The 24,864-nt window shown below is 72.4% G+C and carries 19 protein-coding genes; 6 read left to right on the top strand and 13 right to left on the bottom strand.

The genetic code is table 11. The features are described from left to right. The first annotated feature begins 81 nt into the window (after positions 1-81). Positions 82-486 (top strand): DUF4870 domain-containing protein, encoded by a 405-nt coding sequence (locus J2W21_RS07445; protein WP_307113848.1) that lies wholly within the window; start codon positions 82-84, stop codon positions 484-486. A gap of 15 nt (positions 487-501) precedes the next feature. Here J2W21_RS07445 and hemW read toward each other — a convergent pair whose 3' ends face one another. After that, positions 502-1,752 (bottom strand): radical SAM family heme chaperone HemW, encoded by a 1,251-nt coding sequence (gene hemW, locus J2W21_RS07440; RefSeq protein WP_307113847.1) that lies wholly within the window; start codon positions 1,750-1,752, stop codon positions 502-504. Continuing rightward, positions 1,752-3,605 (bottom strand): translation elongation factor 4, encoded by a 1,854-nt coding sequence (gene lepA, locus J2W21_RS07435; protein WP_307113846.1) that lies wholly within the window; start codon positions 3,603-3,605, stop codon positions 1,752-1,754. Before lepA ends, hemW begins: the two co-directional genes overlap by 1 nt. A gap of 268 nt (positions 3,606-3,873) precedes the next feature. On the opposite strand from lepA, the gene rpsT reads away from it, so the two are divergent. Then, entirely contained in the window at positions 3,874-4,137 is a 264-nt protein-coding gene (gene rpsT / locus J2W21_RS07430) for a 30S ribosomal protein S20 (RefSeq protein WP_307113845.1), read from the top strand. Positions 4,138-4,274: 137 nt separating this feature from the next. Here the strand turns inward: rpsT and holA are convergent, their stop codons facing one another. From holA to J2W21_RS07390, 8 genes are all read right to left on the bottom strand, one after another. Beyond that, positions 4,275-5,315, bottom strand: a complete 1,041-nt coding sequence (gene holA / locus J2W21_RS07425; protein WP_307113844.1) for a DNA polymerase III subunit delta — start codon at positions 5,313-5,315, stop codon at positions 4,275-4,277. Between the two features lie 31 nt (positions 5,316-5,346). Then, positions 5,347-7,152: a ComEC/Rec2 family competence protein gene (locus J2W21_RS07420; protein WP_307113843.1), complete on the bottom strand. Its 1,806-nt coding sequence runs from the start codon at positions 7,150-7,152 to the stop codon at positions 5,347-5,349. Continuing rightward, on the bottom strand, positions 7,149-8,039 hold the full coding sequence (locus J2W21_RS07415; RefSeq protein WP_307113842.1) for a helix-hairpin-helix domain-containing protein: 891 nt from the start codon (positions 8,037-8,039) through the stop codon (positions 7,149-7,151). The genes J2W21_RS07420 and J2W21_RS07415 overlap by 4 nt, the downstream gene beginning before the upstream one ends. 177 nt (positions 8,040-8,216) lie before the next feature. Continuing rightward, positions 8,217-9,215 (bottom strand): DegV family protein, encoded by a 999-nt coding sequence (locus J2W21_RS07410; protein ID WP_307113841.1) that lies wholly within the window; start codon positions 9,213-9,215, stop codon positions 8,217-8,219. 15 nt (positions 9,216-9,230) lie between these two features. Beyond that, entirely contained in the window at positions 9,231-11,744 is a 2,514-nt protein-coding gene (leuS, locus tag J2W21_RS07405) for a leucine--tRNA ligase (protein WP_373423078.1), read from the bottom strand. Positions 11,745-11,962: 218 nt separating this feature from the next. Further along, on the bottom strand, positions 11,963-13,498 hold the full coding sequence (gene glpK / locus J2W21_RS07400; protein WP_307113840.1) for a glycerol kinase GlpK: 1,536 nt from the start codon (positions 13,496-13,498) through the stop codon (positions 11,963-11,965). Positions 13,499-13,543: 45 nt separating this feature from the next. Continuing rightward, positions 13,544-14,296 carry an MIP/aquaporin family protein gene (locus J2W21_RS07395; protein WP_307113839.1) on the bottom strand — a complete coding sequence of 251 codons (753 nt, stop codon included), beginning with the start codon at positions 14,294-14,296 and terminating at the stop codon, positions 13,544-13,546. Between the two features lie 67 nt (positions 14,297-14,363). Next, complete coding sequence (locus tag J2W21_RS07390; protein ID WP_373423077.1) at positions 14,364-16,115, bottom strand: glycerol-3-phosphate dehydrogenase/oxidase; 1,752 nt, start codon at positions 16,113-16,115, stop codon at positions 14,364-14,366. A 138-nt stretch (positions 16,116-16,253) separates the two neighbouring features. Here J2W21_RS07390 and J2W21_RS07385 point away from each other — a divergent pair, with 138 nt between their 5' ends. Genes J2W21_RS07385 through J2W21_RS07370 form a run of 4 tightly spaced genes read left to right on the top strand, consistent with a single transcriptional unit; the run spans position 16,254 to position 20,172 of the window. Further along, positions 16,254-17,240 (top strand): sugar-binding transcriptional regulator, encoded by a 987-nt coding sequence (locus J2W21_RS07385; protein WP_373423087.1) that lies wholly within the window; start codon positions 16,254-16,256, stop codon positions 17,238-17,240. 54 nt (positions 17,241-17,294) lie between these two features. Further along, positions 17,295-18,143, top strand: coding sequence for an aldo/keto reductase (locus J2W21_RS07380; RefSeq protein WP_307113838.1), 849 nt, complete (start codon positions 17,295-17,297; stop codon positions 18,141-18,143). 17 nt (positions 18,144-18,160) lie between these two features. Continuing rightward, positions 18,161-19,084: an alpha/beta fold hydrolase gene (locus J2W21_RS07375; RefSeq protein WP_307113837.1), complete on the top strand. Its 924-nt coding sequence runs from the start codon at positions 18,161-18,163 to the stop codon at positions 19,082-19,084. After that, on the top strand, positions 19,081-20,172 hold the full coding sequence (locus J2W21_RS07370) for a glycosyltransferase family 4 protein (protein ID WP_307113836.1): 1,092 nt from the start codon (positions 19,081-19,083) through the stop codon (positions 20,170-20,172). Before J2W21_RS07375 ends, J2W21_RS07370 begins: the two co-directional genes overlap by 4 nt. 28 nt (positions 20,173-20,200) lie before the next feature. Here J2W21_RS07370 and J2W21_RS07365 read toward each other — a convergent pair whose 3' ends face one another. Genes J2W21_RS07365 through coaBC form a run of 3 tightly spaced genes read right to left on the bottom strand, consistent with a single transcriptional unit; the run spans position 20,201 to position 24,842 of the window. Further along, entirely contained in the window at positions 20,201-22,291 is a 2,091-nt protein-coding gene (locus J2W21_RS07365; RefSeq protein WP_307113835.1) for a primosomal protein N', read from the bottom strand. Between the two features lie 19 nt (positions 22,292-22,310). Continuing rightward, positions 22,311-23,528, bottom strand: a complete 1,218-nt coding sequence (gene metK / locus J2W21_RS07360; RefSeq protein ID WP_307113834.1) for a methionine adenosyltransferase — start codon at positions 23,526-23,528, stop codon at positions 22,311-22,313. Positions 23,529-23,555: 27 nt separating this feature from the next. Then, positions 23,556-24,842, bottom strand: coding sequence for a bifunctional phosphopantothenoylcysteine decarboxylase/phosphopantothenate--cysteine ligase CoaBC (coaBC, locus tag J2W21_RS07355; RefSeq protein WP_307113833.1), 1,287 nt, complete (start codon positions 24,840-24,842; stop codon positions 23,556-23,558). Positions 24,843-24,864: the final 22 nt, after the last annotated feature.

The following is a 24,864-nucleotide window of genomic DNA, read 5'->3' as shown; positions in this document are numbered from 1 at the left end:
GGATATCCTTGGACTGCTCGCGGCGGCCGCCCGGTCCCGCGAGCGACAAGACCGCAAGGAACCACAGGCAAGGATTCATCAGTGGCCGAGTACCCGAAGGACCCCCGCAGCACCGCCGGACAGGACAACGGTGCCACGGTCCCCGCGCCGCCGCTGACGGCGTCCGAGGACCGGCAATGGGCGACCCTCGCGCATTTCGGCGGCATCCTCGGCTTCGTCCCGTCGCTCCTGATCTACCTGGTCTTCAAGGACCGCGGCCCGTTCACGGCGCAGGAATCGAAGGAAGCCCTGAACTTCACGCTGCCGCCCACTGTCGCGGCGATCCTGCTCAACCTGCTCGGGTACATCCCGTTCGTGGGAAGCGTGTTCTCGGTGCTGGCCACCCTGGTCTGGATCGCGCTCACCGTCTTCTCGGTCACGGCCGGCATCCAGGTCAACCGCGGGCAGCCGTACCAGTACCGCTACAACCTGCACCTCATCAAGTGAGCCCTGCTGCCCGGGTCAGGGCAGCAGCGCCCGCACGACGGCGTCGGCGAGGAGCCGGCCCCGCAGCGTGAGGACCAGCCGGCCCTGCAGGGCCGCGGGCCCTTCCACGAGCCCGTCGGCGATGAGGCCGGCCGCGGCCGCGCGGCCCTCGGCCTCGAGCTCGGACGTCGGCAGGCCGGAGGCGAGCCGGACCATGAGGAGGACGCGCTCCACGCGGCGAGTGCCGTCGTCGAGCGTCTCCCGTCCCGCGGCCGGCGAGACCCCCTGGGAGAGCCGCCCGGCGTACGCCGTGGGGTGCTTGACGTTCCACCAGCGCACGCCGCCCACGTGGGAGTGCGCCCCGGGTCCGATGCCCCACCAGTCGCCGCCGTTCCAGTAGGCGAGGTTGTGGCGGCACTCGAAGCGCCCGCCCTGCGGACCCTCGCCCGCGGCGCCGCGGGCCCAGTTGCTGACCTCGTACCAGTGGAAGCCCGCGCTGCCGAGCACCGCGTCGGCGAGCTCGTACTTCTCGGCGTGGTCGTCGTCGTCCACCGCGGGGACCTCGCCACGCCGGATCTGGGCCGCGAGCTTGGTGCCCTCCTCGACGATGAGCGCGTAGGCGCTCACATGGTCCGGCTCGCACGCGAGCGCCGCGTCGAGCGAGACGCGCCAGTCGTCGCGCGACTCGCCCGGGGTGCCGTAGATGAGGTCCAGGCTCACGTCGAGCCCCGCCGCCCGGGCCCAGCGGACCGCCTCGGGCACGCGGGACGGGGTGTGGGTCCGGTCGAGGACCTTGAGCACGTGCGGCACCGCCGACTGCATGCCGAAGGAGACCCGGGTGAATCCGGCCTCGGCGAGGGCCTCGAGGGACTCAGGCGTGACCGAATCGGGATTCGCCTCGGTGGTCACCTCCGCTCCCGGTTCCAGCCCCCATTCTGCGACCGCGGCGGAGAGGATCGCCGTGAGGTCGTGCGCGGGCAGGAGGGTCGGCGTGCCGCCGCCGAAGAACACGGTGGACAGACGACGGCGCGGCACCCCTGAGGCGTCCAGCGCGGCCGCCGCGAAGCGCACCTCGGAGACGGCGGTCGCGGCGTAGTTGGCCTGCGAGGCGCCGCCGCCGAGCTCGGTGGCCGTGTAGGTGTTGAAGTCGCAGTACCCGCAGCGCACGGCGCAGAACGGGATGTGGGCGTACAGCGAGAAGCCCCGCTCCCCTGCCGCGACGGCCGCCTGGGGCGGCAGGGCGCCGTCGGCCGGGGCCGGGTCGCCCAGAGGAAGGGTGCTGGGCACTACTTCTTCGCCTTGTCCTTCGACTCGTCGGTGGTGAGCGCCGCGATGAAGGCCTCCTGCGGCACCTCGACGCGGCCGACCATCTTCATGCGCTTCTTGCCCTCTTTCTGCTTCTCCAGGAGCTTGCGCTTGCGGGTGATGTCGCCGCCGTAGCACTTGGCGAGGACGTCCTTGCGGATGGCGCGGATGTTCTCGCGCGCGATGATGCGGGAGCCGATGGCCGCCTGGATCGGCACCTCGAACTGCTGGCGAGGGATGAGCTCGCGCAGCTTGGCGGTCATCATCGTGCCGTAGGCATAGGCCTTGTCGCGGTGGGTGATCGCGCTGAAGGCGTCGACCTGCTCCCCCTGCAGCAGGATGTCGACCTTCACGAGGTCGGCGACCTGGTCGCCGTCGGCCTTCCAGTCGAGCGACGCGTAGCCGCGGGTCTTGGACTTGAGCTGGTCGAAGAAGTCGAACACGATCTCGGCCAGCGGCATCCAGTAGCGCAGCTCCACGCGGTCCTCGGAGAGGTAGTCCATGCCCTTCATCTGGCCGCGCCGGCCCTGGCACAGCTCCATGATGGCGCCCACGAACTCGTTGGGGGCGAGGATCGTCGCCGAGACCATGGGCTCGCGGACCTCGTTGACCTTGCCGGTGGGGAACTCGCTCGGGTTGGTCACCGTCACCACGGACTTGTCCTCGAGGGTGACCTCGTAGATGACATTGGGCGCGGTGGAGATGAGGTCGAGGTTGAATTCGCGCTCGAGGCGCTCGCGGACGATCTCGAGGTGGAGCAGGCCGAGGAAGCCGACGCGGAAGCCGAAGCCGAGTGCCGCCGACGTCTCGGGCTCGTAGACGAGGGCGGCGTCGTTGAGCTTGAGCTTGTCCAGCGCGTCCCGCAGGTCCGGGTAGTCGGAGCCGTCCAGCGGGTAGAGGCCGGAGAAGACCATCGGCTTGGGGTCCTGGTAGCCCCCGAGGGATTCCGCGGCCGGTTTGGACAGGTTGGTGATCGTGTCGCCCACCTTGGACTGGCGCACGTCCTTGACGCCCGTGATGAGGTAGCCGACCTCGCCGACCCCGAGTCCCTTGGACGGGATCGGCTCCGGGGAGATGACACCGATCTCGAGGAGTTCGTGGCTGGCCCTGGTCGACATCATCTGGATCCGCTCGCGCGGGCTCAGGGAGCCGTCGACGACGCGCACGTACGTGACGACGCCGCGGTAGGTGTCGTACACGGAGTCGAAGATCATGGCCCGGGCGGGGGCCGCGGCGTCGCCCACGGGCGCGGGGATGTCGCGCACGATCCGGTCGAGGAGGCCCTCGACCCCGACGCCCGTCTTGCCGGAGACCTTCAGGACGTCGTCCGGGTCGCCGCCGATGAGGTTGGCGAGCTCCTCCGCGTACTTCTCGGGCTGGGCAGCGGGCAGGTCGATCTTGTTCAGCACCGGGATGATGGTGAGGTCGTTCTCCATCGCGAGGTACAGGTTCGCGAGGGTCTGCGCCTCGATCCCCTGGGCGGCGTCGACGAGGAGCACCGCGCCCTCGCACGCCGCGAGCGAGCGCGAAACCTCGTAGGTGAAGTCGACGTGTCCGGGGGTGTCGATCATGTTCAGGGCGAAGGCCGTGCCGTCGACCTCCCAGGGCATGCGGACTGCCTGGGACTTGATGGTGATGCCGCGCTCACGCTCGATGTCCATGCGGTCGAGGTACTGCGCCTTCATGTCCCGCGCCTGCACGACCCCGGTGAACTGGAGCATCCTGTCCGCGAGGGTCGACTTTCCGTGGTCGATGTGCGCGATGATGCAGAAGTTGCGGATGATCGACGGATCCGTCGCGGCGGGCACGGGCGCTGTGCGGGCCATGGGAGACACGGTGAACGGTCCTCACTGTCAATACTGTCGAGGCGTGGTTGCCCACGGTGGATTGCTGACTTCCTAGTCTCCCATAGGCAGTGCGTCCGCCGCTCCGCGCGCGCGAGGGTCGCCGCGCCCGGGGAGTCTGCTAGCATTGTCTGCTGTGTGTCCGTGCAGGTCGGCGGGCACTGACGACCGGCTGCCATAGGCATCCCCACGCCGCTCAGTCGATGGTCGGTCCGAACGCCCTCTAGACCCTGTTGGCATCAACAAGAGAGTTCCATACGTGGCAAACATCAAGTCCCAGAAGAAGCGCATTCTCACGAACGAGAAGGCCCGCCAGCGCAACATGGCGGTCAAGTCGGAGCTGAAGACGGCCATCCGCGCCGTCACCACCGCCGTCGCTTCCGCTGACAAGGATGCTGCTGCCTCCGCTCTGGCGTACGCGAGCAAGAAGCTCGACAAGGCCGTGAGCAAGGGCGTCATCCACAAGAACCAGGCCGCGAACCGCAAGTCGGGCATCGCGAAGAAGGTCGGCAAGATCGGCTGACCCAGCAGGTCTTCCCGGCAGGGGCCGGCATCCTTCACGGGTGCCGGCCCCTGCTGCGTCTCCGGCAGTCCCGGTGGGTCCCCAGGGGTGGTCCCGACCTGAGCGGACCGAGCCCAGCAACCGGGCCGGCTCCGCGGTCAGCGTGCCCGGGCGGCGGAACTCACGGCCGAGAGGGCCCGCTCGACCGCATAGGCGGGATCGCGCGCGAGCCCCTTGACCTCGGCGTCAGCCTCGGCCACCGCGCGGATCGCCGTGGCGAGGCTCTGCGGGGTCCAGCCTCTGATGTCGCGCTGGGCCTGTTCGACCAGCCACGGCTGCATGCCGAGCTCCCGCGCGATGCTCTGGGCCGAGCCGCGCGCCCCCGCCACCTTGGCGAGCGTCCTGAGCTTGGACGCGATGGCCGCGACCATCGGCACCGGGTCGACGCCGGTCTCGAGGGCATGCCGGAAGGCCGAGAGCGCCTTCGCCTTCTGGCCGGCGAGGGCGGCGTCCGCGACCTTGAAGGCCGTGGCCTCGACCCGGCCGCCGTAGTACTTCTCGACGGTTGCCGCGTCCACGGTGGACGATGCGTCGAGGATGAGCTGGCTGCATGCGGCCGCGAGCTCTGCGAGGCTGCTGCCCACCGCGGCGACGAGCGCATCCACAGCTTCGCGCTCGATCCGCCGCCCGGAACCGTGGAACTCGGCCAGCACGAAGGCAGCCTTGTCTGCGTCCTTCTTCAGCGCCTGGCAGTCGACGACGGGCGCCCCCGAGGCCTTGACCGCGTCGAGGAGCTTCTTGCCCCGGGTTCCCCCGCCGTGCCGGAGCACGAGGACGACGTCCGGCTCCGGGGCAGAGGTGTACGCGAGGGCGTCGCGGAGGAATTCCTCGCTCATGGACTCGAGTCCGTGCACCTCGATGAGCTTGTTCTCGCCGAAGAGCGAGGGCGAGGCCGCCATCAGCAGCTCGCCGCCGGTGTAGGCGCCGGCCTCGAGCCGGGTCACTTCGAGCTCGCCGGCGGCCTCCCTGGCCTTGGCACGGACGGCGTCCATGGCCCGCGCCGCGAGGTAGTCCTCTGGACCGGTGACCAGGACCACGGGCGCTGGGGCGGCGTCGCGCCAGTCGACTGTCCCCGCGCTCCTGGTGCCTGCGGAACCCTTGGAGGCCTGGGACCTGCCGGTCCGGGCTGGGGGCGTCACGCGCGGCCCCCTGCGGTGGTCTTGCTGCACTTCACCTGTCCACTCTCCCACGTCGGGCCCCCCGGCCCAATCCGGACGTGGAGACCGCGGCCGCGCTGGCGCTGTCGGTGAGCCCGCGCGCCAGTCGGGCGGCCGCGCGCCGTCCGGCCGGCGAGAGGCCCACCCACAGTGCCGCGGAGTTCACCGCGGACGTGACGGCCATGGCGAGGGCCCCGGCCGGCCCGTCCGGCCAGGGCAGGGCCGCGCCCGGTAGTGAAGCGAGCAGGCGTGCGGAGGCGGCGACGGCCTGGGCGGCCGCGCCGCCGATCGCCGTGCAGACGAGCGCCATCGGTGGACACCAGGTGCACGTGGCGAGGGCCAGCGTTCCGGCCACGGTGACGAGCGGGACAAAGGCGGACACTGCGATGTTGGCGGCAAGGGACATGGTCAGGAATGAGGGCTGGATGAGCACCACGAGCGGCCCGCACATCAGCTGGGCAGACAGGGGCACGGCGACGGCGACGGCGAGCCAGGTGGGCAGGCGCGTCGCGAGCAGGCCGGTGAGCGGCGGTCCGAGCAGCGCTATCCCGAGCGTGGCCGCGACCGAGAGCAGGAAGCCCATGCTCAGGGCGAGGTCCGGCTCGAGCAGGACGAGGACCAGGACGGCGCCGGACAGGGAAGAGCAGCTCCGCCCGGCGCGGCCGCTCATGAGGGCTACGAGGGCGACGGCGCCCATGGCGGCTGCCCGCAGGACGCTCGGCTCGGGCCCGACCACGAACGCGAAGGCCGCGAGGACCGCGCAGCTGGCGCCGGAGGCGACCGGCCGTGGTGCGCGGGCCGCACGCAGGGCAAGGAGCACGCTGGCTGACAGAAGGGTGAAGTTCGCTCCGCTGACGGCCGTGAGGTGGCCCAGCCCCACCTGCCGCATCGCGTCCTCGAGGTCCTGCGGCAGGGCGGCCGTATCCCCGACGGCCATGCCGGGCAGGAGCCCGGCGGCGTCCTGCCACAGCCATGCGCTCGAGGCACGGAGCGCTCCCCTGACGTCGCCGGCCAGCAGGCCTGCGGGGTTGCCGCCGACGACGCGCGGGCGGGACGAGGTGCTCAGCAGGGCGGGGCGCCCTGGCTGCGTCGCGGGGACGACGCGGCCGGCCACGTCGATGGTCGTGCCCGGGCGGAGTCCGCCGATATCGCTGCCGCCGACAAGCCGGATGGCGGACGCCGCCGCGAAGGCGCGGCCGGCGTCGGTGGCCCGGACGATCCGTCCCTCGGCGGTGAAGCGCGGTGCCGTGCCGAACGTGCTGGGGCCGCGCAGTGGGATCGGCGAGGCCATGACTTCGATGGTCGCGACCGTGCTTCCGCCGCGGGCCAGCAGCTCGCCCACCGGTCCGGCGCGCTCTGCCGCGCCGTGGCCGGCGGCCGCGGCCAGCCCCGCGGCGGCCGCCAGGCAGGAGCAGGCGGCGAGGATCGCGGATCCTGCCCATCTGGCCCGAGCCGGGGCGATGCCGCCGTGCGGAGCGTGGCCATGCCGCGGCTTTCGCGCCCGGTGCAGGCCGAGCGCCAGGCCAGCGGCCGCTGCGGCGCCGGCGAGGCTGACGGCGAGGAGCGCCGCCAGGATACCGGGCGCTGCTGCGAACGGGCCGACCGCGGCCCCGAGCCAGGCCGCTGCGCCCAGGGGGACGAGCCGGAGGTCCCTCCAGCGGCCGGCAGCCGGCAGCGGCTGCGCCGCCTCCGCGCTCCACCAGCCCGAGGCGAGCGTGCGGAAGCGGTCGGAATGGGCGGCCGGCTGTGCCGCCCGCTCCCCCGCGCCCGCCACGGCCGCAGTGCGGTAGCGGTCCCAGGCGCCGCGACGGGCGTTCATCCGACCGTCACGAGCGGGAGCAGCGACTCGAGCATCTTCGGTCCGATCCCGCTCACGGCGTCGAGGTCCTCGGGGGCCGCGAAACGGCCATGGGCCGTGCGGTAGTCGACGATGCGCTGGGCGAGGACGGGGCCGACGCGTGGAAGCGCCCCGAGGTCCTCTGCCGTCGCGGCGTTGATGTCGACCTTGCGCTGGGCGCCTCTGCCTGACGCGGCGGCGCTGCCTGCCTTCTGCGGCGTGCCGCTCCCCGCTGCTGCGGCTGCTGTGCCGCCGGCTGCCTGCCCCTCCTCGGGTTCGCCCCGGAGCGGGACCCTGAGGCGCGTTCCGTCCTCCACCGGAGCTGCGAGGTTGAGGCGGTCCAGATCCGCGCCTGGCTTCGCACCACCGGCGGCGGCGATGGCCTCGTGGACCCGTGCCCCGGGGGCCAGGCGGTAGACACCCGGGGCCGCGACCGCTCCAGCGACGTGCACCGTCGGACCATCCCCCACAGGTGCATCTCCCGCCGGTGCATCTCCCGCGGGGCCCGGTGCGCCCGATGACGCCTGAGGGCCTGCGGCCCGGGGGCCCGTGCTGCCTGGGCCCAGCGTCGGTGCGCCGACCGGGACGGCGGCGGGCGCGGTCCCCTGCGCGACCCCCCACCAACTGGCGCACACGGTGGCCAGGAGCGCAGCGAGGACCGCGCCGAGCCGGACCGAGATCGCGAGCCGCGGGCGGTCCTCCCGCCGCCGGCGCCCTGCTCCGGCGTCCGGATCGAGCGCACTCGGGTCTTCGGGGCCACTGCTCTCCTCCGCCGCGTCGGTGCTCTCGTCGGCAGGGTCGGCGCTCTCGTCCGCGGGCGCGCCGAGGTCGAGGAGCCCAGGCGCGGCGTTGTCGGGCGGGAAGAGCACGCTCCAGCGATGGGCAGCCGCCCGCCGCCCGCCGGTTCCCCTCTGCCATCTGCCCACGGCCCTCACGCTGCCATCGGGCCGCGATATGCCGCGGTCCCCGGGTGCGCTATGTGGACGACGCGCGATGGAGCAGCCCTGTGGAGGGCAAGTGCCGGGCCAGCGGGGCACCGCTGTGGGCTAGCGGGGCGCCGGCCCGGAAGGTTCGGCGGCGTCGCCGACGGAGCGGGACACGACGACGGCCAGAACTCCCAGCCCGGTGTGGGCGGCGAGGACTGCCGGCATTGCGGAGACCACCACGCTGCCTGGAGCCAGGCCGAGGTCTGCCGCCAGCGCCCGGGCGAGCCCTTCCGCCTCGGGCCGGTTGCCGAAGTAGTGCACGGCGAGGACCGGCGGGACGTGGGCAGCCGCGCTCGCCTCAGCGAGCTCCCGCAGCCTGGACACGGCCCTGGGTGCCGTGCGGATGCGCTCGAGGGGGACGATCAGCCCGTCGCGCAGGGTGAGGATCGGCTTGATCGAGAGCACCGTCCCCACGAGCGACGCCGCCGCACCGATGCGGCCCCCGCGGCGCAGCTGCTCGAGGCTGGGCACGTAGAAGAGGACCTCCGCCCCCGCGAGCCGGTCCTCGGCGGCACGCCGCACCTGGGCGGGACCGGCACCCGTGGCCGCAGAGAGCACCGCTGACTGGACGGCGAAGCCGAGCGCCATGCCGGCGGTCTGCGAGTCGACCACCGCGACCGGGATGCCCACGCGCGCCGAGGCGATCCGCGCGGCGTCGGCCGTCCCGGACAGCTTGCCGGAGAGGTGCAGCGACAGGACGGCGTCGAAGCCCGCCTGCTCGAAGGCCCGGTAGGCCCGCTCGAACTGCCCGGGCGAGGGCCGCGAGGTCCTCACCTGGCGTCCCGCCGCGAGGGCGAGGCCGAGGGCCGTGTCGACGTCCTCGCCCTCGGTGAAGATCTCTTCGCCGGCCATGACCGGCAGGACGATGCACGCGAAGCACCCCGCCCGCTCGAACTCCTCCGTCCACGCGGGGGGCAGCGCAGCCGAGGAGTCGGTGACGACGGCGACGCGGGGCCGCGGCGTCGGCGGCACGGCCGGGGCAGGCCCCTGGCGGAGTCTGCCCCACCGCCGCCTCAGCCAGGCGATCGCCGGAAGCTCCTGAGCCTGCCCCTCAGCCACGCGGAGTCACCCCGATCAGGCGGGGACGACGTTGACCAGCTTGGGCGCCCGCACGACCACGGTCCGGATGCCGCGGCCGTCGAGGACACGCTGGACGCTGGGCGACGCGAGCGCGAGCTCGCGCAGATCCTCCTCCGTGATGTCCACGGCGACCTCGAGCCGGTCCCGCACCTTGCCCTGGACCTGGACGATGGCCGTCACGGTGTCCTCGACGAGGAGGGACGGGTCGTGCTGCGGCCAGGACGCATTGGAGACCGAGGGCTCGTGGCCCAGGGCCGCCCAGAGGTCCTCGGCGGTGTACGGGGCGAAGAGGCTGAGCATGATCGCCACGGTCTCGACCGCCTCGCGCACGGCCGGATCAGAGCCTCCCGGGCCGGAGTCGATCGCCTTGCGCGTGGCGTTGACGAGCTCCATGGCCTTGGCGACCACCACGTTGAACTTGTGCGCGTCGAGGAGCTCGGTGGCGTCGGCGATCGTACGGTGCGTGACGGCGCGCAGCGAACGGTCCCCGGTGGCCGGATCCGCGCCGGGAGCGCTCGTGACGTCCTGCCCGAGGCGCCACGCACGGGCCAGGAACTTCGCCGAGCCGGACGGGGAGACGTCCGCCCAGTCGACGTCGTCCTCCGGCGGGGACGCGAACACCATGGTGAGGCGGACGGCGTCGACCCCGAAGGTGTTCAGCTGCTCGCCGAGGTCCACGCCGTTGCCGAGGGACTTGCTCATCGCCTTGCCGCCGTTGAGCACCTGGCCCTGGTTCATGAGGGCCGCGAAGGGCTCGTCCGCGTCGATGAGGCCCATGTCCTTCATGACCTTGGTGAAGAAGCGGCTGTAGAGCAGGTGCAGGATCGCGTGCTCGACCCCGCCCACGTACTGTGCGACCGGCATCCAGCGCCGTGCGGCGTCCGGGTCGAAAGGGCCGTCGGTGTAGTCGGGCGAGAGGTACCGCAGGTAGTACCAGGACGAGTCGACGAACGTGTCCATCGTGTCGGTGTCGCGCAGGGCGGCGCCGCCGCACGAGGGGCACGTGACCTTGACCCAGTCCTCGGCGGACGCGAGCGGGGAGGTGCCCTTGGGAGCGAGCTGCTCGCCGCGCAGGTTGTCCGGGAGCCGGACGGGCAGCTGGTCGTCGGGGACCGGGACCTCGCCGCACGCCGGGCAGTGGATGATCGGGATCGGCGCGCCCCAGAACCGCTGGCGGGACAGGAGCCAGTCGCGCAGCCGGTAGTTGACCGTGCCCTCGCCCGTGCCGGCGGCCTCGACCACCTCGATCGCCCTGGCGATGCCCTCGGCCTTGGACAGGCCGTCGAGCGGCCCGGAGTTGATGATCGTGCCCTCGCCGCTCGTCGCGACGCCGGTGGCCGCGGGGTCCTCCTCCCCCGTGTCGAGCACGGCCCGGACGGGCAGGCCGAAGGCCTTGGCGAAGTCGAGGTCGCGCTGGTCGTGGGCCGGGACGGCCATGATCGCGCCCGTGCCGTAGTCGGCCAGGACGTAGTCTGCTGCCCAGACCGGCAGCTTCTCGCCGCTGAGGGGATTCACGGCGTAGCGGCCGAGGAAGACCCCGGTCTTCTCGCGGTCTGTATTCTGCCGCTCGATCTCGCTCAATGCCTTGACCCGGTCCTGGTACTCCGCGAGCGCCTGCGCCTGCTCCGGTGCCACGAGCTCGCCCGCGAGGTCGGCATCGGCCGCGACGACGAAGAACGTGGCCCCGTAGAGCGTGTCGGGCCGGGTCGTGAAGACGGTGACCTCGCGCTCCGGGCGGGCGTCGGTGGCCTCGATGGCGAACTGCACGTGCGCGCCCTCGGACCGGCCGATCCAGTTGCGCTGCATGGCCAGGACGCGCTCGGGCCAGTGCCCCTCGAGCTCGGCCATGTCCTCGAGGAGGCGGTCCGCGTACTCGGTGATCTTGAAGTACCACTGGTTGAGGGACTTCTTCGTCACGGGGGTGCCACAGCGCTCGCAGGCGCCGTTGACGACCTGCTCGTTGGCCAGGACGGTCTGGTCCTTGGGGCACCAGTTCACCGGGTGGTTCTTGCGGTAGGCCAGGCCGCGCTCGTAGAAGCGCAGGAACAGCCACTGCGTCCACCGGTAGTACTCGGGATCGGAGGTGTGCAGGCGGCGCGACCAGTCGAGGCTGAGGGCGTAGCGCTTGAACGAGGCGGCCTGCGTCTCGATGTTCTTGTACGTCCACTCGGCCGGGTGGGTGTTGCGCTTGATCGCGGCGTTCTCGGCAGGCAGGCCGAAGGAGTCCCAGCCGATGGGGTGCAGCACGTCGTAGCCCCTCAGGCGCCAGTAGCGCGCCACGACGTCGCCCATCGCGAAGGCCTCGGCGTGGCCCATGTGGAGGTCGCCGGAGGGGTACGGGAACATGTCGAGCACGTAGCGGCGCTCGCGGCAGCCGTCGTCCTTGGGGGTGAACACCCCCAGCTCGTCCCACACCGCGGGCCACTTGGCCTCGATCGCGGCGAAGCTGTATGCCGCCCCTGCCGACTGTTCCGCGACCTGCTCTTCGCTCACCGTATTTCTCTCCACGTCTCTCTTCGTCCAGGCGTCCGCCTGCATCCTTCCCCTGACACACAAAAGCCCCTCGCACAAGGAGGGGCGGCCGCTTGCTGCATGGGGCCCCGCGGGGCCCCATGCAGCAAGCGGCTATCGAAGCAGGAGGACGCCGCGCATGCAAGCCATGCTACCGCAGGCGCGGCGCACGACGGCGGGGGCCGCCGTGCGCCGCATCCTCCGGCGCCGCCGGGCTACTTCACGTCGGCGTCCACCCAGTCCATCGACTTGGACACGGCCTTCTTCCACAGCCGCATCTGGCGGTCGCGCTCGGCGGAGTCCATCTGCGGGCTCCAGCGCTTGTCCTCGCCCCAGTTGGCCGAGCACTCGCCGAGGTCCTTCCAGTACCCGACCGCGAGGCCGGCGGCGTACGCGGCGCCGAGGGCGGTGGTCTCGATGACCTTGGGCCGCACCACGTCCACGCCGAGGATGTCCGCCTGGAACTGCATGAGCGCGTCGTTGGCGACCATGCCGCCGTCGACCTTGAGCTCGGCCAGGGGGACGCCGGAGTCGGCGTTGACGGCGTCGAGCACCTCGCGCGTCTGGAAGGCGGTCGCCTCGAGGGCGGCGCGGGCGATGTGGCCCTTGTTGACGTACCGGGTGAGGCCCACGATCGCGCCTCGGGCGTCCGGGCGCCAGTACGGGGCGAACAGGCCCGAGAACGCCGGCACGATGTACACCCCGCCGTTGTCCTCGACCGACTTGGCCAGCGTCTCGACCTCGGGGGCGCTGCCGATCATCCCGAGGTTGTCGCGCAGCCACTGGATGAGCGAGCCAGTGACCGCGATCGAGCCCTCGAGGGCGTAGTGCGTGGCCGCATCGCCGAGCTTGTACCCGACCGTGGTGAGCAGGCCGTTCTTCGAGTGGACGATCTCCTCACCCGTGTTGAAGATCAGGAAGCTGCCCGTGCCGTAGGTGCTCTTGGCCTCGCCGGTGTCGAAGGCCGCCTGGCCGAAGGTGGCCGCCTGCTGGTCGCCGAGGATGCCCGCGACGGGCGTCTCCCGCAGCAGCTGCGAGGTGTGCACCGTGCCGTAGGTCTCGGAGGAGGACTTGATGGCCGGCATCATCGAGGCGGGCACGCCGAACGCGTCGAGGATCTCCTGGTCCCAGGTGAGGGTCTCGAGGTCCATGAACATGGTGCGCGAGGCGTTGGTGACGTCGGTGGCGTGGACGCCGCCGTCCGTGCCGCCCGTGAGGTTCCACAGGACCCAGGCGTCGGTGTTGCCGAAGAGGAGGTCTCCCGCCTCGGCCTTGGCGCGGGCGCCCTCGACGTTGTCGAGGATCCACTTGATCTTGGTGCCCGAGAAGTAGGTGGCCAGGGGCAGGCCGACCTTCTGCTTGAACCGCTCGACGCCGCCGTCCTTGGCGAGCTCGTCGACAATGCTCTGGGTGCGCGTGTCCTGCCACACGATGGCGTTGTAGACGGGCTCGCCCGTGTTCTTGTCCCAGACCACCGCGGTCTCGCGCTGGTTGGTGATGCCGACTGCGGCGATGTCGTGACGGGTGAGGTTCGCCTTCGAGAGCGCCTGGCCGATCACCTCGCGGGTGTTGCCCCAGATCTCCTTCGGGTCGTGCTCGACCCAGCCGGCCTGGGGGAAGATCTGCTCGTGCTCGAGCTGGCCGGTGGAGACGATCGAGCCCGAGTGGTCGAAGATGATCGCTCGGGTGCTCGTGGTCCCCTGGTCGATCGCGATGACGTACTGCTGTGCGCTCTGCGCCTGATCAGACATTCATGGCTCCTTTGGATGAGTCTGCAGTGACGGGTGCTTGGGCTGCTACTTCGCGACGGCCGCGAAGATGTCGGGAATGATGCGGGCGAACAGGCCGGCGAGGGCACCGCCGAGGAGCGGTCCGGCCACGGGAACCCAGGCGTAGGCCCAGTCGCTCGAGCCCTTCCCCTTGATCGGCAGGAGGGCGTGGGCGATGCGGGGTCCGAGGTCGCGCGCGGGGTTGATGGCGTAGCCAGTCGGGCCGCCGAGCGAGACGCCGATGCCGACGACGAGGAGGGCGACGGCGAGGGGGCCGAGCCCGGACGGGGTCCCTCCGAAGGAGAGGATGACCTCGACGAGCACGAACGTGCCGATGATCTCGGTGATGAGGTTCCAGCCCTTGCTGCGGATGGCCGGACCGGTGGAGAAGGTGCCGAGCTTGTTGGCCGGGTCTGCCTCGTGGTCGAAGTGCTGCTTGTAGGCGAGCCAGCACACGACCGCGCCGAGGAACGCCCCGAGCATCTCGCCGCCGAAGTAGGTCAGCGTCGAGGCGACATCGACCTTGACGCCGGGCGCGTACTCGCCCTTGCCGTTGAGCAGCAGGCCCAGGGTGACGGCGGGGTTCAGGTGGGCCCCGGACTTCGCGGCGATGTAGACGCCGGAGAACACGGCGATTCCCCATCCCCACGTCACCATCAGGAAGCCGGCGGCGTTCCCCTTCGTGCCCTTCAGCGCGACGTTGGCGACGACGCCGCACCCGAGGAGGGTGAGCATCCCGGTGCCGAGCACTTCGGACAAGAAGACGATCCCTAGAGACATCTTTGACTCCTTGCGGTATTCAGGTGTTGCCCCGGGCCGGTCGGCCCGGGGCATGGTGCGATGCGCCTCAGGCGACCAGGTGGTCGACGTCCACGCGGTGGCGGTCGGCCAGCGTGGCCACGGCCCGCTCGACCTCCCGCCGGGTGTGCTGCGTGTCCCAGCCGAGGAACCGGGCACAGTGTCCGGCCACCTCGTCGATGAGCTCGGCCGTCACCAGGCCCCGGAAGGCCAGGGAGGTGCGGCGGATGAGGATGTCGATGGCGTGCCCCACCTGCTCGTGCAGCGCCATCCACTCCAGCTCGCGGACGCTCAGCTCCTTGGTGCTCTGAAGCAGACTGTCCTCCCCAGCGCGGAGGAATTCAATGACTTCCGAAGCACGCGTTCCATAACGGGCGAGGAGGACCTCGGCGCGGGCCGCGTCGATCCCTCCGCCGGTGTGGGCCTTGAGCCAGCGCTCGGTCGCCTCCCGGGTCGACGGGAAGTCCTGCCCGCCGCCGATCGGCAGCTCGCCGGTGCTGACCTTCCGGGTGTGCCCGCTCAGGCCGAGGACCTCGTCCGCGAGGTGCTCGGAGAGCGCGCGGAAGGTGGTCCACTTGCCGCCGACGAGACTCAGCACCGTCTGCCCGGAGCCGCCCGGCAGCGGCGCCCGCTCGATCCGGTAGTCGCGTGAGACGAAGCCGGGGGCGGTGTCGTCGTGCCGCGGGAGCGGGCGGACGCCGGAGAACGTGTAGACGATGCTGTCCTTGCCCACCTCGATGGTGGGGAAGACGTGGTGGATGAGGTCGAAGAAGTAGGCGATCTCCTCGTCCGTGCACGTGGGCGTGAGGTCGTCGCCCGCGTCGATGTCGGTGGTGCCCACGAGGACGCGGTCCCCCATCGGATAGATCAGGACGATGCGGCCGTCGCTGTGCTCGAAGAAGATCTCGCGCCCGGCGCAGGCCGCGAGCAGCTCGGGGTGGTCGAGGACGATATGCGAGCCCTTCGTCCCGCCCATGAACCGCGTCGGCGCGCCGAAGGAGCCGTTGGTGGCGTCGACCCAGGCCCCCGTGGTGTTGACCACGATGTCGGCGCTGAAGTCGAATTCCTCCCCGGTGAGCTCGTCGCGGAGCCGCACCGCCGCGCCGTCGTGCGCTGCCCCGCGCCCGGAGACGCCGACCGCGGAGACGTAGTTGGTGGCGCGAGCGTGCGCACCGGCGGCCAGCCCGTCCCGCAGGACGTCGAGGGTCAGCCGCTCGGGGTTGTGCACGGAGGCGTCGAAGTAGGTGGCGGTGTACTTCAGGTCAGGACGCAGCAGCGGGAGCTCGGCGAGTGCCTTCTTCCGGCCGAGGAACCGGTGGCGCGGCACGGTGCCCCCGTTGCGGGAGAAGGCGTCGTAGAGGCTCAGTCCGAGCTTGATCAGGACTGCGCCGCGCTCCTGCGGCTTGCCCGAGCGGTGGGTGAGGAAGCGCAGCGGGGCGTTCAGGATGCCCGAGAAGGTGGAGAAGATCGGGATCGTGGTCTGCAGCGGCTTGACGTAGTGCGGCGCGATCCGCAGGAGCCGGTTGCGCTCGACCACGGACTCGTTGACGAGCCGGAACTCGCCGTTCTCGAGGTAGCGGATGCCGCCGTGGATCATGTGCGACGACGCACCGGACGCGCCGTCGCAGTAGTCGCCGCGCTCGACCAGCGCCACGTCGACGCCCTGGAGGGCCAGATCACGGAAAGTGCCGACGCCGTTGATGCCGCCGCCGATGATCAGGACCTTCGCGTGGGGTGCGGCCTTCAGCGATGCGACTCCCCCACGGGGGGCGGGCTGGGCGGGGTTGGGGTTCTGGGGCACGTGGACCTCCTTGGCCTAGGTTGTGCGTGGCGCTCCCGCTATTCTTTGAAGGGCTGCGAAAGAAGTTCAAGCAGTCTGCACAAACGTGCAGAAAGGACCGCCGTGGGACCCTCCGAGACCGATCCGTACCGCCCGTCGGTGAGACAAAGCTCACCTGGGACCGTTTCGCGCCGGCATCAGGACGCGCTCCTCGCGGCCCGCCTGTACTACCTGCAGGACCTCACCATGGACGGGATCGCGCGGCAGCTCCGCACCTCGCGCTCGACCGTCTCCCGCCTGCTCACGCTCGCCCGTGAGTCGGGTCTCGTCCAGATCCAGATCCACAGCCCGATCGATTCGGCGGTGGAGCTCGAGACGGCCGTGGCCGAGCAGTTCGGCATGGCGCCCTCCTCGGTCCACGTGGTCCCGCAGGTCGAGAACCTCAACGAGGCGGAGACCTTGGACCGCGTCGCGATGTACGCGGCCCGCACGCTGACGCCCTTCGTCGCCTCGCGGACGGTCATCGGGATCGCCTGGGGGTCGACGCTCAGCGCCATGAGCCGCTACCTCAACCGCAAGCCCACCCATGGGACGACCGTGGTGCAGCTCAATGGGGCGGCCAATACCCAGACGATGGGGCTCGGATACGCGAGCGAGATCATGCGGCGCTTCGGGAGGGCGTTCGACGCCGATGTCGAGGAGTTCCCAGTCCCCGCGTTCTTCGACCGGCCGGAGACCAAGGAGTGGATGTGGCGCGAGCGCAGCGTGCGCCGCGTCCTCGCCGTCCAGGAGCGCATGTCCCTCGCCGTCTTCGGCGTGGGTTCGGTCGATGCCGAGGTTCCCAGCCACGTGTACTCCGGCGGCTACCTCGACCGCGACGACCTCGAGTCGCTGGCCGCGGAGGGCGTCGTCGGGGACGTGGCCACCGTCTTCTTCCGGGCCGACGGGTCCTCGGACGGGATCGGGCTCAACGCGCGCGCCACGGGTCCGGACTTCGCGGCGCTGCGCAGGGTTCCCCGCCGTCTGTGCATCGTCTCCGGCCCGTCCAAGGCCGCGGCGCTGCGCGGAGCCCTGAAGGCCCGCCTCGTCACCGACCTGATCGTGGACGAGGCGACCGGCCGGGCCCTGCTCACGGAGCATGCCTAGCCCGGTGCCCGGCGGTCGGCGGTTCCGCCCGGGCGCGCCGGTAGGGTGGAGACCATGATCGCGTCCCCCACGGTCCCCCTTGCCCGCGGCGTGGCCATCCCCCAGCTCGGGTTCGGCCTGTACAAGGTGCCGCCCGAGGACGCGGAGCGGATCGCGGGCGAGGCCCTCGCGGCGGGCTACCGGAGCCTCGACACGGCGGCGATGTACGGCAATGAGGCGGGCGTGGGCCGCGCCGTGCGCCGGGCGATGTCCGACGACGCCCCCTCCGGCCGCCTCGACCGCTCCGAGCTTTTCGTCACGACGAAGATCTGGAACACGGATCAGGGGTACGACGCCGCCCTGCGGGCCTTCGACCGCAGCCAGGCCCAACTCGGGCTGGACGTCGTGGACCTGTACCTCATCCACTGGCCGTGCCCCCGCAGGGACCTGTACGTCGACACCTACCGGGCACTCGTCCGGCTCCGCGCGGACGGGAGGGTCCGCGCCATCGGCGTGAGCAACTTCCAGCCCGAGCACCTGCGCCGCCTCGTCGACGCCACCGGGGAGGTGCCCGCCGTGAACCAGATCGAGCTCCATCCCTGGCTCCAGCAGCGCGAGCTGCGGGCGCTCCACGCCGAGCTCGGCGTCGCCACCGAGGCGTGGTCGCCGCTCGCCCGCGGGCGCCTGCTCGAGGACCCCGTGCTGCGCGAGATCTCCGACGCGCACGGCGTGAGCGTTGCCCAGACTGCGATCCGCTGGCACCTCGACGAGGGCACCATCGTGATCCCGAAGGCGAGCAGCCCCGAGCGCATCCGCGAGAACGCGGACGTGTTCGGCTTCGCGCTCACTGACGACGAGCGGGAGCGGATCGCCGGCCTCGACCGGGGCTTCCGCAGCGGTTCCCACCCCGACGACGTCAACTGAGACGGAGGATGACCCCCATGACCCTGGCAGCAGAGCCGTTCCTGTCCGAGCAGCTGGCCGCGCGCGAGCGCCTCGACACCGTCGACGTCGCCGGCGCGCCCACGGCCGTCTTCACCTACGAGCCGGTGGGCCGCCCGGGGACTCCGCCGGCCGCCGACGCGCCGACAGTCCTCGCCGTCCACGGCTTCCGCGGGACCCACCACGGGCTGATGCGCATCGTCGACGCCCTGCCTGACGTGCGGTTCGTCATGCCGGACCTGCCCGGCTTCGGAGCCTCCGGCGTCCTGGCCGGCGAGCACTCCATCGACGGCTACGTCCGCTGGCTCGCCTTCCTTGCCGACGGGCTGGCACTCGGCCCGGACACCGTGCTGCTGGGGCACTCCTTCGGGTCCATCGTCGCGGCGCACTTCATGGCCAGGCACCCGGGCCGCTTCGAGCGGCTCGTCCTGGTCAATCCGATCTCGGCTCCCGCCCTCGAGGGCCCCCAGGCCGTCCTCAGCCGGCTCGCCGAGTTCTACTACTGGGGCGCCGCGGCCCTTCCGGCGGCCCCCGGCACTGCGCTGCTGCGCAGCCGCGCCGTCGTGCGCCTCATGAGCGAGGCCATGGCCAAGACCCGCGACGGCGGCCTGCGGGCCTTCGTGCACGCTCAGCACCGCGAGCACTTCAGCGAGTTCGCGACGCGGTCCTCGCTGCTGGAGTCGTTCCGCGCATCGATCTCCCACGACGCCGCGGAGGTCGCGGACCAGCTGCAGCTTCCGGTGCTGCTGGTTGCGGGCGAGCGGGACGAGATCGCGGCGCTGCCCGATGTGCGGCGCTTCCACGCCAGGCTCCGCGACTCGCGCCTGACCGTGGTCCCCGGCGTCGGGCACCTCATCCACTACGAGACGCCAGGTCCGGCCGCGGCCGCGATCGCCGACTTCATCTCCGAGAGGACGGCATGAGGATCCTCATCGACGCCCGGTTCACGCGCACGGACCAGCACGACGGCATCAGCCGCTTCGGGGCGAGCCTGATCGAGGCGGTCTCGCGCCGTGCCGATGTCGCGATGCTCATCAGCGACGACCGCCAGCTCGCGCTCCTGCCGCCCGTGCCCCACGTGAAGGTCACGAGCCCGCTGTCCCCGCGCGAGCTGTTCATCGCCGCCCAGGTCAACCGGCTCAGGCCCGACGTCGTGTTCTGCCCCATGCAGACCATGGGCTCCTGGGGGCGGCGGTACCCGCTCGTCCTCACCCTGCACGACCTCATCTACTACGAGCACCCCGAGCCGCCGGGATTCCTCCCCGCGCCCGTGCGCGTGCTGTGGCGCCTCTACCACCGGGCGTACTGGCCCCAGCGGGTCCTGCTCAACCGGGCGGACGTGGTCGCCACCGTCAGCCACACGACGCGGTGGCTCATGTCCGAGAAGCGCCTGACCCGCCGCCCCGTCCGGATCGTGGGCAACGCCCCGCAGGGCGGCCGCGAACCGAGGCGCCCGGAGGACGGGGCAGAGAAGACCCTGCTCTACATGGGCTCCTTCATGCCGTACAAGAACGTCGAGACGGTCATCGCGGGCATGGAGCACCTCGCCGACTACGAACTGCACCTCCTCTCGCGGGTCTCGCCCGCACGGCGCGCGGAGCTCGAGTCCCTCGTGCCGGCCGGGGCCCGGGTCGTCTTCCACGGCGGCGTGTCCGAGGAGGACTATGAGGCGCTCCTGCGGCGCACGACGGCGCTCGTGAGCCTGTCCCGGTCCGAGGGCTACGGCCTGCCCCTCGTCGAGGCCATGAGCCTGGGGACCCCGGTGGTCGCGAGCGACATCCCGATCTTCCGCGAGGTGGGGGGCGCGGGCGCCTCCTACGTCGACCCGGACTCCCCCGCCGAGTTCGCCGCCGCCGTCCGGGCGCTCGAGGCCCCCGGTGCCTGGGAGGCCGCCTCCGACGCGGCCCGCGCCCAGGCGGCGACGTTCCGCTGGGACGCATCGGCCGAAGCGCTCCTCTCCGCCGCCCAGGAGGCGATCGACGCCCGCGCGCGCCGCGGCGCGCGCAGCTGAGCCGCGGCGGCGGATCAGAGCAGCCTGCTCATAGGAGATCTGGAGCATCGACCCGGAGGGTCACCGGCCCGCCGGTGCGGCGCACCGCGAGGGAGATCCGCGCCGCGTGCAGGGCGCGCGCCACGGCCGGCCCGGCGGCGATCGGGAAGAAGACCAGGGCCTGCGCGGGATCGCCCGGGACGGGGCCCACGACGCGCACGCCCGGCAGCGACACGGCCTCGCGCGCGACCTCGAGGAACGCCTCGACGTCGGCGACGGCACCGGTGACCGCCGCGGTGCGCACAGCCGGCGGCAGCGACAGCTCGCGCCGCAGCGCGAGCTCGCGCGAGGCGAATCCCGCCGGGTCCCAGCGCACGAGCGCGGCCAGCGCCTCGCTCTCGCCGGCGGTGATGACCACCCGGCCGCCGGCCGAGGCGGGGCGGACGAGCGCGGCCGCGTTGAGCCATCGGCGGAGGGCCTCCTCGGGCGCGCGCAGGCTCTCCCGCCGCAGCAGCGCCTCCCCGTCGAGCAGGAGCGCGGCGGCGTACCCCTCGGGCGCCAGCGGCTCGGCCCCGACGGTGGCGACGACGAGGGCCGGCGAGCCCGCGACCTCGGACTTCACCGAGTCGCCGGCGGAGGTGATCACGACCGCCCCGGGGAAGGCCCGCCCCAGCTCCTCGGCCGTCCGCAGGGCGCCGATCGCGGTGCGCCGCAGGGCGTGGGCTCCGCAGACGCGGCAGGAGAAGGCCAGCTCGGGCGTCCCGCACCACCGGCAGGCCACGAGCCGCTCGCGGCCCGAGGGCTGCTCGGCGAGGGGCCCGGAGCAGTGCCGGCACCGCGCCGGCTCACGGCAGCGCTCGCAGGCGAGCGAGGGGGCATAGCCCGCGCGGGCCACCTGCACGAGCACCGGGCCGTCGGCGAGGGCCTCGCGCGCCGCCTGCCACGCCGCGTGCGGCAGCCGCGCGACGCGGGCGAGCGGGTCACGGGCCGATTCGACGCTGTCTGCCGTGCTCGTGATCCGCGGCGTGGCAGCACGCAGCGCCGCCCTGTCGGGAGCGATGGGCTGCAGCCAGCCCGACTCGACCAGGCGCTGGGCCTCGACCGAGACGGCGTGGCCCGCGAGCAGCACCGCGCAGCCTGCCTGCTCGGCGCGCAGGAGCAGGACCTCGCGGGCGTGGAAGTAGGGGGCCCGGGGCTCGAGGTGCGTCTCGTCGCCGTCGTCCCAGCAGACCACGAGGCCGAGGTCCTGCACGGGCGCGAACACGGCGCCACGGGTGCCCACCGCGATCCGTGCCCCGCCGGTGAGGAGCTCGAGGAACGACCGCGAACGCGCGCTCGGGCCGTCCTCGGCGGAGAGCCGGACCGTCCGTTCGCCGGGGAGCGCCTCCTCGAGGGCCGCCTGCATCCTCTCGAGGTCCCGCCGGTCGGGGACGACGACGAGCGCTCCCCGTCCCGAGGACCGCGCGGCGGCAACGGCGGCGGCGATCGTGTGGGGCCAGGCCTCGGGCCCGTAGCCGTGGGCGGCCTGCAGGACGGCGCGCGGGCTCCCGCCCGCAGCCAGATGCCGCAGGAAGGCAGTTCCATGGGTGAGCCGCGCCCAGCCACCGGCGCCGCGGCCCGGCGCTGCCGCCGGTCCGGGCGCGGGGTGCGGCACAGGATCCGGCGCGAGGTCGGGAGCCTCTGCGGCCCGGGCGGCGAACTCCGCCTCGACCTTCGCCGCACGCGGCGGGACGGCGAAGCGCAGGACATCGCCGAGGGCCCCGGCCCAGCGCTCGGCGACGGCGGCGGCGAGCTCGGCGACCTCGGGCGCGAGGACGGGCAGCGGCGAGAGCACGGCGCCCAGCGGGGCCAGCCGCACGCCGGCGTCCGAGGAGTCGCGCCGCTCGAGCAGGAACCCGACGTGCTCGCGGCCGGCGATGCGGACCTTGACGCGGACGCCCGGCACGGCCGCGCCTTCGAGCTCCTCCGTCACGAGGTAGTCGAAGCGGCGGTCCAGCTGCGGCAGCGGGGACTCGACGCACACGCGCGCCACCGGCCGCTGGAGCGCCGGCCGCGGGCCCGGGGGGGCCTGCTCGGGCAGCGGGAAGCCGGTCAGCAGCGACGGCTGGACGGGGTCGGCGGGCTGCTGGCTCGCGCTCATCGCCCGCGCCTGACGCGGCTCACGCCCCGAAGAAGTCCTTCAGGTCCTGGACGCGGTCGAGCCGCTCCCACGTGAAGTCCGGCTCCTCGCGGCCGAAGTGCCCGTGCGCGGCGGTCTTGGCGTAGATCGGGCGCTTGAGGTCGAGGGCCTCGATGATCGCCCGGGGCCGCAGGTCGAAGACCTCGCTGACGGCCGCGCCGATGCGCAGCGGGTCCACGCTCTCGGTGCCGAACGTCTCGACGTAGATGCCCACGGGGCGGGCCTGTCCGATCGCGTAGGCGACCTGGATCTCGGCGCGGCGTGCGAGGCCGGCGGCCACGACGTTCTTCGCGACCCAGCGCATGGCGTAGGCGGCGGAGCGGTCCACCTTCGACGGGTCCTTGCCGGAGAAGGCGCCGCCGCCGTGGCGGGCGAACCCGCCGTAGGTGTCGACGATGATCTTGCGGCCGGTCAGGCCGGCGTCTCCGACGGGGCCGCCGATGATGAAGGCGCCGGCGGGGTTGAGGATGCTGCGCACATGGTCAGATTCGAGCTCGGCCATGGCCAGCACGGGCTTGACGACGTGGTCGGCGAGGTCCGCGCGCAGGGTCGCGAGGTCGGTGCCCTCGGCGTGCTGGCTCGAGATGACGATGGTCTCGACGCTCACGGGGCGGTCGCCGTCGTACCCCACGGTCGCCTGCGTCTTGCCGTCAGGGCGGAGGTACGCGAGCTCGCCGCTCTTGCGGACCTCGGTGAGGCGCTCGGAGAGCCGGTGGGCGAGCCAGATCGGGGTGGGCATGTAGGTGGCCGTCTCGTCGGACGCGTAGCCGAACATGATGCCCTGGTCGCCGGCGCCCTGGAGGTCGTACTCGTCCTCCATCGTGCCCTCGCGCGCCTCGAGGGAGTTAAACACGCCGTCGAAGATGTCCGAGGACTGCTGGCCGATCGAGACCGACACGCCGCAGCGGGCCCCGTCGAAGCCGTTGGCCGAGGAGTCGTAGCCGATGCCGAGGATCGTGTTGCGCACGATCTGGGGGATCTCGACGTACGCGTCGGTGGTGACCTCGCCCGCGACGTGGACCAGGCCCGTCGTCGCCATCGTCTCGACCGCGACCTTCGACTCCGGGTCGGCGGCGAGCAGCGCGTCGAGGATCGAGTCGCTGATCTGGTCGCAGATCTTGTCGGGGTGCCCCTCGGTCACGGATTCGGACGTGAAGAGGCGCAGGGCAGTGGTGCCGGAATCGGGAGCGTGGGTCACTGGTCCACTCTACTGGGTCGCGCCGCGCTACTGGGTCGCGCGGGCGGCGAGCTCGCGGGTGATCCGGCGCACGACGGCGGCCGCCACCTCGTCCTTGCTGCCCGCCGCGTGCTCGGGCTCGCCGCCGTCGCGGGCGAGGATGAGCACCGCGTTGCTGTCCTGGCCGAAGACGCGCTCCGACCCGGCCGCGTCCGCGCCGACCTCGTTGAGGACCAGCAGCTCGCAGCCCTTGCGGGCGAGCTTGGCCATGCCGTAGTCGAAGGCGCTCGAGGCGTCGTCGCCGGTCTCCGCGGCGAAGCCCACGATCAGCTGGCCGGGCTGCGCCGCGTTCCGCCGCTGCACGAGCTCCACGAGGACGTCCGGGTTGCGGACGAGGGTGATGATGGGATCGGCGGCGTCGTCGCGCTTCTTGATCTTGCTGGCCTGCTGCTCGGAGGGCCGGAAGTCGGCCACCGCGGCGGCCATGACGAGGACGTCGGCGCCGGGCGCCTCGGCGAGCATCGCCTCGCGCAGTTCGAGGGCCGAGCCGACGCTGACGACCCGCGCGCCCTCGGGCGGCGGGACGTCCATGTGGGCGGCGACCAGCGTGACGTCGGCGCCCGCCGCGAGGGCCGCGCGCGCGAGGGCCGCGCCCTGCTTGCCGGAGGACCGGTTCCCGAGGAAGCGCACGGGGTCGAGGGGCTCGCGGGTGCCGCCCGCGGAGACGACGACGCGCCGGCCGGCGAGGGAGTCGGAGGGGCGGCCGGTGCCGGGGCCGCCCGGGAGGTGGCCGGCGTCGTCCGCCGAGGGCCCGCCCACGAGGGCGAGGGCCGCGCTGAAGATCTCCTCCGGCTCCGGGAGCCGGCCCGGGCCGGAGTCCGCCCCCGTCAGCCGCCCGACGGCGGGGTCGAGGACGTGCACCCCCCGCTCGCGCAGGAGCGCCACGTTGGCCTGTGTCGCGGGGTGCCGCCACATCTCGGTGTGCATGGCGGGCGCGAGCAGCACCGGGCAGTGCGCCATGAGGAGGGTGTTGGTCAGGAGGTCGTCGGCGTGCCCGCCCGCGGCTCGCGCGAGCAGGTCCGCGGTCGCGGGCGCCACCACCACGAGGTCGGCCTCATGGCCGAGGCGGACGTGGTTGACCGTCTCCACGGCCTCGAACACGTCTGTGCGCACGGGCTTGCCCGAGAGGGCCTCCCAGGTGGCCTTGCCGACGAAGCTCAGCGCCGCCTCGGTGGGCACGGCGGTGACGCTGTGGCCGGCCTCGGTGAACAGCCGCAGCAGCAGGGCCGCCTTGTAGGCGGCGATCCCGCCGCCCACGCCTAGGACCACGCGCACGCGGCCGACCTCCTTCTGGTCC

The sequence above is a fragment of the Sinomonas atrocyanea genome, assembly GCF_030811715.1.
In the GTDB taxonomy this organism is placed as follows: Bacteria; Actinomycetota; Actinomycetes; order Actinomycetales; family Micrococcaceae; genus Sinomonas; species Sinomonas atrocyanea_A.
This window is presented reverse-complemented; position numbering and strand designations above follow the sequence as displayed.

Bases quoted from the DNA above. Each gene is read 5' to 3' on its own strand.
- J2W21_RS07380 (WP_307113838.1), top strand. From the start codon at position 17,295: ATGATCGCGTCCCCCACGGTCCCCCTTGCCCGCGGCGTGGCCATCCCC.
- J2W21_RS07370 (WP_307113836.1), top strand. From the start codon at position 19,081: ATGAGGATCCTCATCGACGCCCGGTTCACGCGCACGGACCAGCACGAC.
- J2W21_RS07395 (WP_307113839.1), bottom strand. From the start codon at position 14,296: ATGTCTCTAGGGATCGTCTTCTTGTCCGAAGTGCTCGGCACCGGGATG.
- J2W21_RS07365 (WP_307113835.1), bottom strand. From the start codon at position 22,291: ATGAGCGCGAGCCAGCAGCCCGCCGACCCCGTCCAGCCGTCGCTGCTG.
- glpK (WP_307113840.1), bottom strand. From the start codon at position 13,498: ATGTCTGATCAGGCGCAGAGCGCACAGCAGTACGTCATCGCGATCGAC.
- J2W21_RS07420 (WP_307113843.1), bottom strand. From the start codon at position 7,152: ATGAACGCCCGTCGCGGCGCCTGGGACCGCTACCGCACTGCGGCCGTG.
- J2W21_RS07375 (WP_307113837.1), top strand. From the start codon at position 18,161: ATGACCCTGGCAGCAGAGCCGTTCCTGTCCGAGCAGCTGGCCGCGCGC.